This is a genomic window from Candidimonas sp. SYP-B2681 (assembly GCF_003971065.1).
In the GTDB taxonomy this organism is placed as follows: domain Bacteria; phylum Pseudomonadota; class Gammaproteobacteria; order Burkholderiales; family Burkholderiaceae_B; genus Pollutimonas.
The window spans coordinates 1-14,454 of record NZ_RYDV01000011.1; the positions used below are offsets into that span (position 1 = coordinate 1).

Below are 14,454 nucleotides of genomic sequence, written 5' to 3' on the forward strand. Positions count from 1 at the left end.
GCACAGCAGGCACAGCAGGCACAGCAGGCACAGCAGGCACAGCAGGCACAGCAGGCACAGCAGGCACAGCAGGCACAGCAGGCACAGCAGGCACAGCAGGCACAGCAGGCACAGCAGGCGCAGGTCCAGCAGGCGCAAATGCAGCTGGCCCAGGCACGGCGGGCTCGGCTTCAGGGACGACATCGGGCACGGCAGATTCAAGGACTGCTGGGGATTCCGGGTCCGGCGCGGCGGGCAGTACCCAGGCCAATGTCTCTAATAGCGCAAAAAGCGACCCTGCAGGCGTCGAGAATCTCAATCTCGCCCCGGGAGCCGGCGCTGCGGCTGCTTCTTCAGGCAAGCAGCCAGGACAGTCGCCCTCCAGTGGCGTTACGTCGTCGGCCAGCCCTTCTCCATCGGGCTCGGATCCGGCGGACAAAATATCTAAAGATTCTGCCTCACCTGGCTCCGACCGGGTAGGCGAGCAAACACAAACGAATTCGAATAAGGCAGACCAAACCGTGTCATGGATACAAGAGCATATGCTGGGCGTCATTACCGGCTTGCTGGCATTGATCGTATTAATCATCGCATGGATATTGCGCAGGGCTAATGCCGCCCATGACGATGATGATCATGCAAGTCCAATAACGGAAGCAATGGTCAAAGAAAAGCTGGAACGGATCAATCTCGATCTGGCGCAGCCGCCAACTGATGATCTGAAAACGCACAAGCGATAAGCTGTTATGCCACGCATGGCGCTGGGAGTCGCTTACGACGGATCGTTCTGGCAGGGCTGGCAAACACAGCCTAACGGCCGGACCGTTCAAGACACCCTGGAGTCCGCGCTAAGCCAGTTTCTAGCACAACCCGTCGCGACTATTTGCGCAGGACGTACCGATACCGGGGTTCATGCCCTGGGGCAAGTCGTTCATATCGATACCACTGCGGAACGACGCGTGGAATCATGGGTACGTGGGCTGAACGCTTTGTTGCCCGACAGCATTGCCGTGCAATGGGCTCAGTCAGTGCCGGACCGTTTTCATGCGCGGTTTTCAGCCAAGTCGCGTACCTACTTGTACCTGGTGAGAAATACACGGGTGCGCTCGCCCATGATGCAGGGGCGAGCAGGCTGGGTATATCACGCCCTGGATCTTGATCGCATGCGTGATGCCGCCGAACGTTTGGTCGGAGAACATGATTTCAGTTGCTTCCGATCATCGCAATGCCAGGCCGCCAGCCCAGTCCGTACTCTACATGCGCTTCAGGTAGACCGGTACGGTGACTTTTTTCTGTTCAGGTTCAAGGCTAACGCTTTCCTCCACCATATGATTCGCAATCTGATGGGGGCGTTGCTGTACATAGGCCAAAACAGGCAAGAGCCTACATGGATAGACCAATTGTTAAGCCAGCGGGATCGGCGCATGGCGGCCCCCACATTCGCGCCGGACGGCTTGTATCTCGGGCGCGTCGATTATCCAGAAGAGTTCCAGTTGCCAGAAATATCTTCCGAAGCTGCCATTTTTTCGCACCTTGGATTTTCTTCATAATCAGCCTGATACGAGGGCTTACACCAAGGGTCAAGTACGGTGAAATCAACTAGAATTCACGCCGTTTTGATCTGATACTAGCGCTCTATACTCGTCGGCTTTGTTTATCCGGCCTACCTGCCACGAATAGTTTGCTCATCGTCACCCTTTGCGTGGGATTCATGAAATTTTTTCTGGTTTTATCGAAATTAATCGACGCCGTAAATCTCAAAGTCGGACAGGCCGTTATCTGGTTGACCTTGGTTGTTGTGCTGGTTAGTGCAAGCAATGCCGTCATACGCAAGGTATTCAACTATAGTTCCAACGCTTGGCTGGAGCTGCAGTGGTATTTATTCGGTGCGATTTTTTTGCTGGCAGCAGGCTATACATTTTTGCGCAATGAGCACGTAAGGGTCGACGTGCTGTCGCAGCGGTTCTCCAAACGCACGCAGATATGGATTGAGATCTTCGGCGTGCTGTTCTTTTTGTTTCCCGCTTTCGGTTTGGTTTTTTGGTTGTCGTTGCCGTATTTCTACGAGTCTTGGGTTCTGCATGAGCTCTCTTCAAACACCGGTGGCTTGATACGGTGGCCGGCCAAACTTCTTATTCCCGTCGGCTTCGCCTTGCTTATTCTGGCGGGCGTTTCTCATCTTATTAAGTGCATAGGCTTCCTTAGGGGCGCGTGCCCCGATCCTACCGCAAGGGTAGCGGGGAAAACCGCCGAAGAAGAACTGGCTGATGAAATTCGCCGGTTGGCCGAGCAAGACGCTCGCGATTCTGGTCAGACTATAACAACAAGCAAGGGCCTTTAATCATGGAGTTCTTCGTCGATAATCTGGCCCCGATCATGTTTATTAACTTGATCGTATTTTTGTTGCTCGGGTTTCCTGTTGCATTTTCGCTGGCAGCCAATGGTATTTTGTATGGACTAGTAGCCATCGACCTCGGGCTTATGCAGCCGGCTTTGTTCCAGGCCTTACCGCAGCGCGTCTTCGGTATTGTTGCGAACGATACGTTGTTAGCGGTCCCCTTTTTTACGCTGATGGGCCTGATTCTCGAACGTTCAGGAATGGCGGAAGATTTGCTCGAAACCGTTGGGCAACTGTTTGGTCCTATTCGCGGAGGTTTGGCGATTGCAGTGGTGCTGGTCGGAGCTATGCTGGCGGCAACTACCGGCGTGGTATCGGCCTCGGTTATTTCGATGGGTTTGATTTCGCTGCCCATTATGCTGCGCTATGGCTACGATCGACGACTTGCTGCTGGCGTAATCGCGGCGTCGGGCACCTTATCGCAGATTATCCCGCCATCGCTTGTACTTATCATCCTGGCTGACCAACTTGGCCGTTCCATTGGCGATATGTACCGCGGAGCCATGATCCCTGGGCTACTGCTGGCACTGGCTTATATTGTTTATATCGTCGTTATCTCGTTAATAAGCCCTGCCAAAGTGCCGGCCTTGCCCGAAGATGCCCGTATCTATGTCAAGCCCGACGGAAGCCGGGGTCTACGTTCGCTCGCCGTGCTTACGATCATTGCGTCGACAGTCTCGTATTTTGGGGCAGAGTATTATTTCAGTGAACATACCCAGATTCCGGTCGACGAGCGGATCGTTATCATCTTGATGGGCTGGGGCATCACAGCGCTGATAATCGCGTTGATTAACAAAGCGCTAAGGCTTGGTCTGCTGTCCGAAATCGCCGAACGAGTCACGTTCGTCATGATTCCGCCTTTATTCCTGATCTTCCTGGTGCTGGGTACGATATTCATTGGCGTGGCGACACCTACCGAAGGTGGTGCCATGGGGGCTGTCGGCGCGTTGGTGATGGCCGTTACGCGCGGGCGCTTTTCTTTTCCCTTGCTTAAGCAGGCGATGGACACGACGACCAAGCTTTCGTGTTTTGTCGTTTTCATCCTGGTCGGCTCTACCGTATTTAGCCTCAGCTTTCGGGGCATAAACGGAGATATCTGGGTCGAGCACCTGCTTAGTGGGCTTCCAGGTGGACAATGGGGCTTTCTTATCGTAGTCAGCCTGTTAACCTTCTTTCTGGCGTTCTTCCTGGATTTCTTTGAACTCGCCTTCATTATCATTCCGTTATTGGGTCCGGTAGCGGATAAAATGGGAATTGATCTGATCTGGTTTGGCGTGCTGCTGGCCGTCAATATGCAAACCTCTTTCATGCATCCGCCATTTGGCTTCGCCCTGTTTTACTTGCGATCCGTGGCGCCCAAAGACGACTATCATGACCGAGTCACGGGCAAGCTGATTCCCAAAGTTACGACCGGCCAAATATATTGGGGATCAGTACCGTTTATTTGCATACAGGTAGTGATGGTAGCGGCCGTAATGCTCTTTCCCGGTATGGTCACTCACTATAAGAATGATGCTCCCGTCGTGGATCCCGCAACGATCAATTTTGGCGCTGATAATATATACGGTTCAGACTCTTACGATGGTGGCGCCACCGATAGTGGTGCGGCCGAGCCGGGAGCCGCGTTTCAATAAATGGAAAGCTTCACAATGTATGGTCAGTTTCGAACTCGAGTCAAAATTTGCGGTCTGACCCGCGCTGAGGATGTGCATGCAGCCGTCCAGGCAGGCGCGGACGCCATCGGGCTGGTTATGTATCCTAAGAGCTCCCGTGGGCTCACGGTGGAGCATGCTCGCTTACTACGCACAGAGGTCCCGGCCTTCGTCAGCGTAGTCGCTTTGTTTGTAAACGCCACTGACTCAGAAGTGAGGGAGGTCATCAGTCAGGTCCAGCCTGACTTACTGCAATTCCATGGCGACGAGACGCCGGAGTATTGTGAAAGCTTCAATCATCGATATTTCCGTGCCTTTCGCGCGGGGGCTCCCGGCTTAGATACGCCCGCGGGGCTACTGCAAACCTGCCAGCGTTATCGGTCTGCAAGTGCCTGGCTGTTCGATAGCTATAGTCCCGGATACGGCGGCAGCGGCGTCGCAATCGATGCCTCGCTGCTGCGGTCGGTTCAAGACGCGCAAGACAGACGCTCGTTGATTCTTGCCGGCGGACTCTCCTCTGCTTCAGTCGCGAGCAGCATCAACTTGATTAGGCCCTACGCGGTCGATATCAGCAGCGGGGTTGAGACGTCCCCAGGGATCAAGTCAGCCGAAAAAATAAGAGACTTTATTACCGCAGTGCGCAGCGCGTAGGCCATAGCCTAAAGCGCATGCAGCCGATTCCATAGTGAATATGCCGAAGGGGTTCAGCAATTGTGCTTGAAGGCGCAGTGCGTCCGGCACTGCATCTCCACCGAGTTGGAGTAACATTGGCGCCGACGAAGTCCACAGGAGCAAAAAATGAGCGTAGACGCTAACCGGATCAAAGAAGTGATAGAGCTTGGCAAGCAACGATTCTTCGAGCAAAACCCTTCGAAGTTGCAAGAGCTTGAAGCCATCATCGAGCGGGACGCAGATAAATCGGGATCCGACATCAGCAATCGAAGGGAAGTCGCCAGATACCGCATTATTGCTGCTGCGGCAAAGGCGATCGGCAAGGACAGTATGATGATGTTGCTCGAGCTGGGAACGGATTCTAAAGAGGAGTTCGATCATATGATCGCCGCCCAGAATAGCCAAATAAAGAGCATGATCGGCATGTAGTGCCGCCACAGGATCTAGCTGCCATTTGCATGTGGCGCTGCTATTGGGCCCTAAGCAGAAAAGCCCGCAAACCTTTCGGCTTGCGGGCTTTTCTGCTTTCAGATGACCCCGTAAAAGTTCACCTGAATAATGTTTGGTAGGCAGTACTGGGTTCGAACCAGCGACCTCTACGATGTCAACGTAGCGCTCTAACCAACTGAGCTAACCGCCTAGGAAGAACGAAATTCTAACTCAGAAGTTTACTGCTTGTCAAAGGGGGGTGTCGGGGGGCGTTTTTTTGCGTCGGCAGATGGCCGAAAACCTGGTAACGGTTTCCCTTTTTAGCAACACACACCTCTCCGAGCGGGCGTCATATCGCGCCCTTTGCATTCTATACAAGTCAATATGACGCTGGGGTGTTACACTAAAGCAACGATTACCCAACTAATTTTCTGGTTTATATGAACTTGAGCACTACGCGAACTACGACCTTTTGTACATAGCTGTCGCCGCGTATTGTTTTCAGCCTAAAAGCAAATCAAAAACTCCCAAAACGCGGCTGGTGCCGCGTTTTTGCATTTTCAGGACAATTTATGGTTCAAATTACCTTACCTGATGGCTCGCGCCGCGAGTTTCCAGGCCCCGTCTCTGTCAGCGATGTTGCCCACTCGATAGGTACCGGGTTGGGGCGTGCCGCGCTGGCTGGGCGTATCACGGTGAACGGAGCCGAGCCACGTCTGGTTGATACCAATTTTGTCCTCGAAGAAAATTCCGAACTGGCCATCATTACCGCCAAAGACGCTGACGGACTGGATCTGATTCGACATTCCACCGCACACTTGCTGGCCTATGCGGTCAAATCCCTCTTTCCGGATGCCCAAGTCACCATCGGCCCTGTCATCGAAAACGGCTTTTATTACGATTTTTCCTACAAGCGTCCGTTTACCCCAGAGGACTTGGAAGCCATCGAAAAGAAAATGGCCGAAATTGTGAAGAAAGACGAGATCGTTACTCGCGAAGAGTGGATGCGTGACGACGCCGTCGCCTATTTCAAGGGAATAGGCGAGCATTACAAGGCCGAAATCATTGCGTCAATCCCTTCGAACGAGCCTATCAGCCTGTATCGTGAAGGCGACTTCATCGATTTGTGCCGGGGCCCGCACGTGCCCTCTACGGGGCGCCTGAAAGTATTTAAACTGATGAAGGTTGCTGGAGCTTATTGGCGTGGCGATAGTAAAAACGAAATGCTTCAGCGCATCTACGGTACGGCGTGGGCCTCCAAGGAAGAGCAGGCTAACTATCTGACCATGCTGGAAGAGGCTGAGCGCCGCGACCATCGGAAGCTGGGACGTGAACTTGATTTCTTTCATTTTCAGGAAGAGGCGCCAGGTTTGATTTTCTGGCACCCCAAAGGCTGGACGCTGTGGCAGCAAGTAGAGCAATACATGCGTGCGGTTTATCGGGATAACGGGTACCAGGAAGTAAAGGCCCCTCAGATCCTGGACTTATCGCTATGGAAAAAAACCGGGCATTGGGATAATTACGCCGAAAACATGTTCACGACGGAGTCTGAAAATCGCACTTATGGGCTTAAACCCATGAACTGCCCGGGCCACGTCCAGATATTCAATTCAGGACTGCATTCCTACCGGGAATTGCCAATCCGGTATGGCGAGTTTGGCCAATGCCATCGCAACGAACCCTCGGGGTCCCTGCACGGCATGATGCGGGTGCGCGGCTTCACTCAGGATGATGGGCATATTTTCTGTACCGAAGATCAACTGCAAGCCGAGTGCGTAGCCTTTACTGCCTTGCTTCAGAAGGTGTATTCCGATTTTGGCTTTACCGAAATTCTTTATAAGGTTGCAACGCGGCCCGAGAAGCGTATCGGTTCCGACGAAGTATGGGACAAGGCGGAGCAGGCCCTGATGGATAGTCTGAACCATACGCAATGCGCGTATGAAGTTTCTCCCGGTGAGGGGGCCTTCTATGGACCGAAGATTGAATATACGCTGAAAGACGCTATTGGCCGGCACTGGCAATGTGGCACAATCCAAGTGGATTTCTCGATGCCGCAACGCCTGGGCGCCGAATATGTGGATCCAGCCGATCAACGCAAGACACCGGTTATGCTGCACCGAGCCATACTGGGTTCGTTCGAGCGGTTTATCGGCATGCTGATTGAAAACCATGCAGGGGCCATGCCAGCGTGGCTGTCGCCCGAGCATGCCGTGGTTTGTTGCATTTCCGAGCCGTCGGCGGAATATGCTGCAGAAATCGTTCTAAGCTTGAAAAAACAAGGGTTTAGGGCTAGTTCCGATTTGCGTGCTGAAAAAATCACCCGTAAAATCCGAGAACACAGTATGCAGAAAATCCCGTACATTCTGGTAGTAGGCGAAAAAGAACGCGAAACCGGTAATGTGGCGGTACGAGGTCGGGGTGGCGTCGATTTGGGGGTAATGTCCCTGGAAGCGTTTTCAACCCGCCTCGAAAATGAAATCAACACTCGGGCGTAATACCGGGTAAGCCTGCAGGCTTGATTTTTTTATTAATTCTAGGAGTCTTAGACATCGCAACCGAAAAACCACATCGCATCAATGGTGAAATCCGCGTCCCTGAGGTGCGTCTTATCGGAGTAGAAGGCGAGCAGCTAGGGGTTGTTAAAACCGCCGATGCCCTCCTTCTGTCAGAACAACACGAAGTAGACTTGGTCGAGATTGCACCTAATGCGGAGCCGCCGGTCTGCCGATTGATGGACTATGGCAAGTTCAAATATCAAGAACAAAAGCGTCAACAAGAAGCCCGGTCCAAGCAAAAGATCATTCAGGTAAAGGAAGTCAAGTTCCGCCCGGGAACTGACGAAGGCGATTATCAGGTCAAGCTGCGCAATTTGCGCCGCTTTATCGAAGAAGGCGATAAGGCCAAAGTCACCTTGCGTTTCCGTGGCCGCGAGATGGCTCACCAAGAACTTGGTATGCGGGTGCTCGAACGAGTGCGCGACGATCTGACCGAGCTTTGCCTGGTCGAAGCGATGCCCAAGCTTGAAGGTCGCCAAATGGTAATGGTTTTGGCGCCCCGGAAAAAAGCGACACCCGGCAAGCCCGGCGACGCCGCTTCCTGAACCCGAAACTTTTAATCCCCCTCCGACGGAGCCATCCAGCGGAGGGGTGAACGCAGGTGTCTTATGCACGTTTTGTTTGTTATTGATCCCTTGACGTCCCTAAGGGCCTACAAAGATTCTTCAGTAGCGATGATGCGTGCTCTTGTCGCCCGAGGCCACATGTTAAGCGTGGCCCATCAGGGTGACTTGTACATCGACGAAGGAACGGTCAAAGCCTCTGCGACAGGTATTGCGATGGTCGAAAATGCTGACCTTAAAGGTACGGCATGGTGGACCGAACGCAGTGCGGCATCAGATATCGAGTTAGCCGAGTTCGATGCCGTCTTAATGCGTAAGGATCCTCCGTTCGATATGGAGTACGTCTATGCGACGCATTTGCTCGAGTATGCCGAGGCGCAAGGCGCGAGGGTATTTAACTCGGGCTCAGCGATTCGGAATCATCCTGAAAAGCTCGCCATTACCGAATTTGCTGATTTGACGTCGCCCACCCTGGTTACGTCCGACATTAAGCGACTACGTGCCTTCCACCAAAAATACCTTGACGTCGTTGCCAAACCGTTGGACGGTATGGGCGGAAGCGGTGTGTTCCGCCTTCTGGAAGCCGAACACAATGTGGGCGCCATCCTCGAGATGCTTACCGACAACGGCAAGCGCACGATCATGGCACAACGGTATATTCCTGAGATTCTGGAAGGCGACAAACGAATTCTGTTGATTGCAGGAAAACCGGTACCTTACGCACTGGCACGTATCCCCTTGGCGGGGGAAACCAGGGGCAATTTAGCCGCCGGAGGCCGTGGGGTAGCGCAAGCTTTATCGCCGCGCGACCTTGAGCTTGCACGGATTGTCGGGCCACGGCTCGCGGCTCGGGGTTTGTTGCTTGTCGGGCTTGATGTCATTGGCGACTATGTCACTGAAGTCAATGTCACGAGTCCCACGTGTTTTGTAGAGATAACCGAGCAAACGGGATTCGACGTTGCGCAGCATTTTGCCATGGCTCTCGAGCAGGCAGTGGATTCTTGAATGGCACACATTGTATTGGTTATGCATCAGCCTCTCGGATCGGCCTTTGCGGCATGTGCCGAACATATCCTTGGGCAGAAAGTTGAGCTTACCGTATTCGACATTGCACCCGATGCCGAGCCTAAAAAGCTGATATCTGAGCTTGCACAGCAGTTGGCTCACGATGTCGACGAAGCTGCCCTTATCCTTTGCGACATATTTGGTGCAACTCCCTTCAATATTGCCAAGCAAGCCCTTAAACTGGCGACTGAACAAGGTGTGACAGCGCACTTGATTACCGGCACGAATCTGTGCATGGTCTTGAAGGCGCTTACCGATCAGCAAGAGAACCCTGACCGCTTAAGCGAAAGCGTGCGACTTGGCGCCCTTAGGGGTATTGTCAATGCCGACCAAACGGGCTGACGCGGCGCCCGACGTTCTTGCTTATTAAACAAAAAGAGTCTTATGCCATCCATTGATATCGTCATCAGTAATAAGTTGGGTTTACACGCACGAGCGGCAGCAAAGCTTACCCAGCTGGCCAGCAAATTCAGCAGCGAAATTTTTATTGCTCGCGGTGCACAGCGAGTTAATGCCAAAAGCATAATGGGTGTGATGATGCTAGCTGCCGGTCTCGGAGTCACCGTCAAGGTGGACGCGAACGGTGACGATGCCGAGCAGGCCTTGCAGGATATCCAGTCATTGTTTTATAACAAATTCGGCGAGCAAGAATAGCCAGGTCGCCGTACCAGAACCCAAGCGCCGAATGACTTTCCACCTATCTTCCGAATTGCCGGTGTTTTGCTCCATGGTCTCCATGCAGGGGCAAGGAGTGGTCAAAGGCTACGCCATAGGCAAGGCGGCGATCATGAGTGCCGCGGCCCTGGAGGTCGCCCACTACCGCATTGCCCCCGAAGAGGTGGCCGGCGAATGCAAACGGCTGAAGAACGCGTTGATTACTGCGCGCGACGAATTGAAGGTAATGGCCAGCACGCTGCCCGACGACGCACCGCGGGAACTCGGTCCATTGCTCACCGTTCATAGTTTGCTTCTTGACGACCCTATGTTGTCTGAGCAAAGCTGCGACCTCATCCTCGAGCGCCATTACAACGCCGAATGGGCACTAACGACTCAAGGTCAGCTGCTGGTAGAGCAGTTTTCTATGATGGAAGACGAGTATTTGCGCGAACGGGGCGCCGATATACGACAGGTCATCGAACGAGTATTGCGCGTACTGTCTGGTTCTACGGCCTTGCTGCCTGATCTCGACGCTGGCGACTCCAATGATCCCCTCATCGTTGTGGCGCGCGATATTTCACCCGCGGATATGCTGCGCCTGCGAGGTGCCCGTTTTGCCGCGTTTCTGACCGATTTGGGCGGGCCAACTTCCCACACCGCTATTGTCGCGCGAAGCATGAATGTGCCAGCGATTGTTGGCTTGGGACATATTCGCATGCTGGTTCGCGATGGCGACGTACTGATCGTCGATGGTTTCACCGGTGTGGTGCTGGTTAACCCGTCCGAGCAAGTCCTTCAAGAGTATCGCGACCGACAGACCCTTTACGCTGAGGAACGCGCACAGCTTGCGCTGTTAAGAGACGCGCCCGCGGTCACATTGGATGGTATCCATATTCGGCTCGAGGCCAATATCGAGCTTCCCGAAGAGGCTCTGGCTGCGATGCAAGCTGGTGCGGATGGCATTGGGCTGTTTCGAAGCGAATTCTTGTTTATGGGTCGGCGCGATCTGCCTACCGAGGAAGAGCAGTACGAGGCCTACTCTTCGGTCGTCAAAGCCATGGAGGGGCGCCCGGTAACGATACGCACGCTTGACCTGGGCGCTGATAAAACGCTCGACGGCGACATTACGGTGGCGACCAATCCGGCCTTGGGCCTGCGCGCGATCCGATATTGCCTCGCTAATCCCGAAATATTTGTAACGCAGCTACGCGCGTTATTGCGTGCTTCATTGCACGGGCATGTGCGGATTTTGATTCCCATGATCTCTCACATGCATGAAGTTCATGCAACCCGGCTCGCAATAGAACGTGCATGCTCCGAACTAGAGGTAGCTGGAATTCCTTATGCCCGGAATATTTCCCTGGGAGCCATGGTGGAAATTCCCGCCATCGCCATCGCTATTGAGCCTTTTGTCGAGACCCTTGATTTTCTGTCGATAGGTACTAATGATCTAATTCAGTACACGTTGGCTATCGATCGGGGTGATAGCGAGGTCGCCGACCTATACGATCCCATGCATCCGGCCGTCTTGCGGTTGATTGCGCATACCATCAATGCTGCTGAACGGGCAGGGAAGCCGGTTGCCGTGTGTGGCGAGATTGCCGGAGATTCCCGAGTGACGCGGATGCTATTGGGTCTGGGTCTGACCGAATTTTCCATGCATCCGCAGCAATTGTTGGATGTAAAGAAAGAGGTTCGGCAGGCCCACTCTAACGCACTACGGGTCAAGGTGGCATCGGCGCTAAACCGAGCAGAGCGAATCGATTTAGCGTCGTTATCCAATTAGTAGTGATACGCGGTTTCGCCGTGTGAATTGATATCCAGTCCTTCGCGCTCGACATCAGGACTTACACGCAAGCCGCATACTTTGTCAGCCACGAAGTAGGCAACCCATGCAACGACCGCAGACCACACTAGCGTAATCATCACGCCTTCGAACTGCACCCATAATTGATGCGGAATCGCACCCACGGTATCCAGGCCTGGTCCCCCCAGCGGCTTGGCGTTGAAGATGCCTGTTAGCAAGGCGCCCACAATACCGCCTATGCCATGGATACCAAAGACATCAAGGCTATCATCTGCGCGCAGCATTCGTTTCAAGCCATTCACGCCCCAAACGCATGCTGCGCCCGCAATCAAGCCAATAAGTAACGCCCCTCCGGGGCCTACTAAACCCGCTGCTGGCGTAATGCCGACGAGACCAGCAACTGCGCCCGAGATGGAGCCCAAAAGGGACGGCTTCCCCTTGTACTTCCATTCGATTAAAAGCCAAGCCAGTATTGCGCCAGCGGTAGCAACCATAGTGTTGAAAAAGGCGAGCGCTGCGGTTTCGTTGGCACCCAAAGCGGATCCGGCATTGAAACCAAACCAGCCGACCCACAACAATGCTGCGCCTATCATTGCCATGGGCAAATTGTGGGGCTGCATGGCTTCGCGTCCATAGCCCACACGTTTGCCGATAAAGTAGGCGCCTACCAGACCAGCGATCCCTGCATTGATATGAACTACCGTGCCGCCAGCGAAGTCCAGTGCACCGCGCACAAAGAGCCAACCGCCCGGCGACCATACCATGTGGGCGATAGGGATGTAGGCGAAGGTAAGCCAGATGGCAGTAAAAAGCATGACAGCAGAGTATTTCGCTCTCTCAGCGAATCCACCCACGATCAGTGCGCAGGTAATGCCGGCAAAGGTCGCCTGGAACGCGGCGAAGCTTAGTTCTGGAATTGTGCCAGCCAGTTCATATTTAGCGTTGGACAAATCAAGCATTCCACTGAATAGGACACGCGTGAATCCGCCGATTACGGCATTTCCTTTGGTGAAAGCAAGTGAATAGCCATAAACAAACCAGATCACGATAGCCAACGAGAATGTCGACACTACCTGGATCAATACTGACAATACGTTTTTGGCGCGTACTAGGCCGCCATAAAAAAGCGCAAGCCCGGGTACCACCATCAGCAATACCAGCACGGTTGAAATGCTTACCCATGCTAAATCGGCTTTATCCATTTTCTACTCCTGAGTATCAAGCGCCGGCCTTGCCGCTATAGTCGAACAAGCGCTGGATGGTTATTTGAAAAAATCTGGGCACGGACGACTTACAGCGCGCTCTCGCCGTATTCGCCTGTTCGAATCCGAATTACTTGCTCAATAGGGGTGACGAAGATCTTGCCGTCTCCGATTTTGCCGGTGTGGGCGGCGGAGCAAAGATTCTCGATGGCCTGCTCAACCATATGATCGGAGACTGCCATTTCAAGACGTAGCTTCGGAAGAAAGTCTACGGTGTATTCGGCGCCCCGATATAGTTCTGTATGCCCCTTCTGACGACCGAAGCCCTTGACCTCGGTGACCGTCATGCCTTGTATGCCGATGTCTGAAAGTGCTTCCCGTACTTCATCCAGTTTGAAGGGTTTGATGATGGCGGTAATGAGCTTCATTGCGATTCCTCGTGAGATTGACAATGAGCTTTACGCAAAAGTCGTGCCATATTTATCAGGGCGGCTTGCACGCTCGGAACGGGAAATTCGCTAATCCTGAGGCAAGATACTCGCGCACGCTTCACTTTCTATTGCTTTAGAAGGCAGCACCGCTCGCTGTATTGGTGCTCCAGTGCATGGTCGGTGCACCGAAACAGTGCGTCTTTGATGTTGCTTTTGCACAAAACTGTAACGAAAGCTTCGGCTGTCGCGGGATTTGTATCGTTATGTGTTGCAGGGGAAGGGACGCCCGTTCTTCCCAAATGCCGATGATTAAAGGTATTTCTCGAAAATTTGAGGCGAATAAATCAATCCTTTGAAATCAGTATTTACACTAGCTTTACGGTGCACGTTCTTTCTGTGGCTAGAATTGTTTCTAAGCCAGTTGTAACAAGCTCGCTACTGAACCGTTAGTCGCAGCGGATCAGTAAGACGTACCGCGACTTAGGATTAGTGAGGATATTATGGAAAAGACTCGTACACATCTTGCCGTCATTGCAATGGTCGCCTCGATGGGTCTGCTTGCCGCATGCTCGAAAGGTGAAGATACCTCTGCGCCGGCGGGTGGCAGTGCAGCACCTGAACGTTCCGCACCAACCCCAGCGCCCATGCCCGCTCCGACCCCATCCCCGGCTCCAGCGCCCGAGACCACACCGTCGCCCACGCCGGCTCCGTCATCTTCGCCTTCATCTTCTTCTGGTGCGCCAGCAACGCAATCGCCGACAGTCACCGGAGAGACCATCAAAGAGTCGGCGAAGCACGCTGCCAATACCGTTGGCGAAAAAGCAGTTGATTTGAAAAACGCAACGGCCGAAAAGGCTGGTCAAATGGGGGACGCCATAAAGGAAGGCGCGGCCAAAGCTGACAGGGCAATACAGGATTCCGTAGCAAGCTCAGGCACAGAAGCAAAATAGATCAGGACTTTCTATATGGATGGAGGGCGCCTGAGAGACGCCTAATAAAAAGCTCTGATGAACTACGCCCCAAAGGTTGGGAAAAATTTCCAAC

Annotated in this window: 14 protein-coding genes, 1 tRNA gene and 1 pseudogene; 13 read left to right on the top strand and 3 right to left on the bottom strand. The window is 53.4% G+C overall.

Annotated features, from left to right (window positions below; all coding sequences use genetic code 11):
• The 6 genes and pseudogenes from EKL30_RS18880 to EKL30_RS17870 all read left to right on the top strand — a co-directional run.
• Positions 1 to 719 (top strand): annotated as a pseudogene (locus tag EKL30_RS18880) (hypothetical protein); the annotation flags it as partial.
• 6 nt (positions 720 to 725) lie between these two features.
• Positions 726 to 1,529, top strand: a complete 804-nt coding sequence (gene truA, locus EKL30_RS17850) for a tRNA pseudouridine(38-40) synthase TruA (RefSeq protein WP_126708610.1) — start codon at positions 726 to 728, stop codon at positions 1,527 to 1,529.
• Positions 1,530 to 1,690: 161 nt separating this feature from the next.
• Positions 1,691 to 2,320, top strand: a complete 630-nt coding sequence (locus EKL30_RS17855; protein WP_126708611.1) for a TRAP transporter small permease subunit — start codon at positions 1,691 to 1,693, stop codon at positions 2,318 to 2,320.
• Positions 2,321 to 2,322: 2 nt separating this feature from the next.
• Positions 2,323 to 4,011, top strand: a complete 1,689-nt coding sequence (locus tag EKL30_RS17860; protein ID WP_126708612.1) for a TRAP transporter large permease subunit — start codon at positions 2,323 to 2,325, stop codon at positions 4,009 to 4,011.
• Entirely contained in the window at positions 4,012 to 4,680 is a 669-nt protein-coding gene (locus EKL30_RS17865) for a phosphoribosylanthranilate isomerase (RefSeq protein ID WP_233583238.1), read from the top strand. It abuts the gene before it with no gap.
• Between the two features lie 147 nt (positions 4,681 to 4,827).
• Positions 4,828 to 5,130 (top strand): DUF6388 family protein, encoded by a 303-nt coding sequence (locus tag EKL30_RS17870; RefSeq protein WP_126708613.1) that lies wholly within the window; start codon positions 4,828 to 4,830, stop codon positions 5,128 to 5,130.
• Between the two features lie 134 nt (positions 5,131 to 5,264).
• Here EKL30_RS17870 and EKL30_RS17875 read toward each other — a convergent pair.
• A tRNA-Val gene (locus tag EKL30_RS17875) sits at positions 5,265 to 5,341 on the bottom strand.
• A 361-nt stretch (positions 5,342 to 5,702) separates the two neighbouring features.
• Between EKL30_RS17875 and thrS the strand changes: the two genes are divergently transcribed.
• The 6 genes from thrS (at position 5,703) to ptsP (ending at position 11,756) form a co-directional block, all read left to right on the top strand.
• Positions 5,703 to 7,625 carry a threonine--tRNA ligase gene (gene thrS / locus EKL30_RS17880; RefSeq protein WP_126708614.1) on the top strand — a complete coding sequence of 641 codons (1,923 nt, stop codon included), beginning with the start codon at positions 5,703 to 5,705 and terminating at the stop codon, positions 7,623 to 7,625.
• Positions 7,626 to 7,648: 23 nt separating this feature from the next.
• Positions 7,649 to 8,230 carry a translation initiation factor IF-3 gene (gene infC / locus EKL30_RS17885; RefSeq protein ID WP_233583243.1) on the top strand — a complete coding sequence of 194 codons (582 nt, stop codon included), beginning with the start codon at positions 7,649 to 7,651 and terminating at the stop codon, positions 8,228 to 8,230.
• 63 nt (positions 8,231 to 8,293) lie between these two features.
• Positions 8,294 to 9,253, top strand: a complete 960-nt coding sequence (gene gshB, locus EKL30_RS17890; protein WP_126708615.1) for a glutathione synthase — start codon at positions 8,294 to 8,296, stop codon at positions 9,251 to 9,253.
• On the top strand, positions 9,254 to 9,655 hold the full coding sequence (locus tag EKL30_RS17895; protein ID WP_126708616.1) for a PTS sugar transporter subunit IIA: 402 nt from the start codon (positions 9,254 to 9,256) through the stop codon (positions 9,653 to 9,655).
• A gap of 42 nt (positions 9,656 to 9,697) precedes the next feature.
• On the top strand, positions 9,698 to 9,967 hold the full coding sequence (locus EKL30_RS17900; protein WP_126708617.1) for an HPr family phosphocarrier protein: 270 nt from the start codon (positions 9,698 to 9,700) through the stop codon (positions 9,965 to 9,967).
• A gap of 97 nt (positions 9,968 to 10,064) precedes the next feature.
• Positions 10,065 to 11,756 carry a phosphoenolpyruvate--protein phosphotransferase gene (ptsP, locus tag EKL30_RS17905; RefSeq protein WP_126708648.1) on the top strand — a complete coding sequence of 564 codons (1,692 nt, stop codon included), beginning with the start codon at positions 10,065 to 10,067 and terminating at the stop codon, positions 11,754 to 11,756.
• On the opposite strand, the gene EKL30_RS17910 is transcribed toward ptsP, so the two are convergent.
• Both EKL30_RS17910 and EKL30_RS17915 read right to left on the bottom strand, forming a co-directional pair.
• A complete protein-coding gene (locus EKL30_RS17910) occupies positions 11,753 to 12,979 on the bottom strand; it encodes an ammonium transporter (RefSeq protein ID WP_126708618.1) in 1,227 nt (408 codons plus the stop codon). The two genes, ptsP and EKL30_RS17910, sit on opposite strands and share 4 nt — an antisense overlap.
• A gap of 89 nt (positions 12,980 to 13,068) precedes the next feature.
• The gene (locus EKL30_RS17915) at positions 13,069 to 13,407 is read right to left on the bottom strand and encodes a P-II family nitrogen regulator (protein WP_126708619.1); all 339 of its coding nucleotides are present in this window, start codon (positions 13,405 to 13,407) and stop codon (positions 13,069 to 13,071) included.
• A 503-nt stretch (positions 13,408 to 13,910) separates the two neighbouring features.
• Here EKL30_RS17915 and EKL30_RS17920 point away from each other — a divergent pair.
• Positions 13,911 to 14,360 (top strand): hypothetical protein, encoded by a 450-nt coding sequence (locus EKL30_RS17920; RefSeq protein WP_126708620.1) that lies wholly within the window; start codon positions 13,911 to 13,913, stop codon positions 14,358 to 14,360.
• The last annotated feature ends 94 nt before the right edge of the window (positions 14,361 to 14,454 follow it).

Excerpts from the sequence above, each read along its gene's own strand:
- truA (WP_126708610.1), top strand. The coding sequence starts at position 726 with ATGCCACGCATGGCGCTGGGAGTCGCTTACGACGGATCGTTCTGGCAG.
- EKL30_RS17855 (WP_126708611.1), top strand. The coding sequence starts at position 1,691 with ATGAAATTTTTTCTGGTTTTATCGAAATTAATCGACGCCGTAAATCTC.
- EKL30_RS17860 (WP_126708612.1), top strand. The coding sequence starts at position 2,323 with ATGGAGTTCTTCGTCGATAATCTGGCCCCGATCATGTTTATTAACTTG.
- EKL30_RS17865 (WP_233583238.1), top strand. The coding sequence starts at position 4,012 with ATGGAAAGCTTCACAATGTATGGTCAGTTTCGAACTCGAGTCAAAATT.
- EKL30_RS17870 (WP_126708613.1), top strand. The coding sequence starts at position 4,828 with ATGAGCGTAGACGCTAACCGGATCAAAGAAGTGATAGAGCTTGGCAAG.
- thrS (WP_126708614.1), top strand. The coding sequence starts at position 5,703 with ATGGTTCAAATTACCTTACCTGATGGCTCGCGCCGCGAGTTTCCAGGC.
- gshB (WP_126708615.1), top strand. The coding sequence starts at position 8,294 with ATGCACGTTTTGTTTGTTATTGATCCCTTGACGTCCCTAAGGGCCTAC.
- EKL30_RS17895 (WP_126708616.1), top strand. The coding sequence starts at position 9,254 with ATGGCACACATTGTATTGGTTATGCATCAGCCTCTCGGATCGGCCTTT.
- EKL30_RS17900 (WP_126708617.1), top strand. The coding sequence starts at position 9,698 with ATGCCATCCATTGATATCGTCATCAGTAATAAGTTGGGTTTACACGCA.
- EKL30_RS17910 (WP_126708618.1), bottom strand. The coding sequence starts at position 12,979 with ATGGATAAAGCCGATTTAGCATGGGTAAGCATTTCAACCGTGCTGGTA.
- EKL30_RS17915 (WP_126708619.1), bottom strand. The coding sequence starts at position 13,407 with ATGAAGCTCATTACCGCCATCATCAAACCCTTCAAACTGGATGAAGTA.
- EKL30_RS17920 (WP_126708620.1), top strand. The coding sequence starts at position 13,911 with ATGGAAAAGACTCGTACACATCTTGCCGTCATTGCAATGGTCGCCTCG.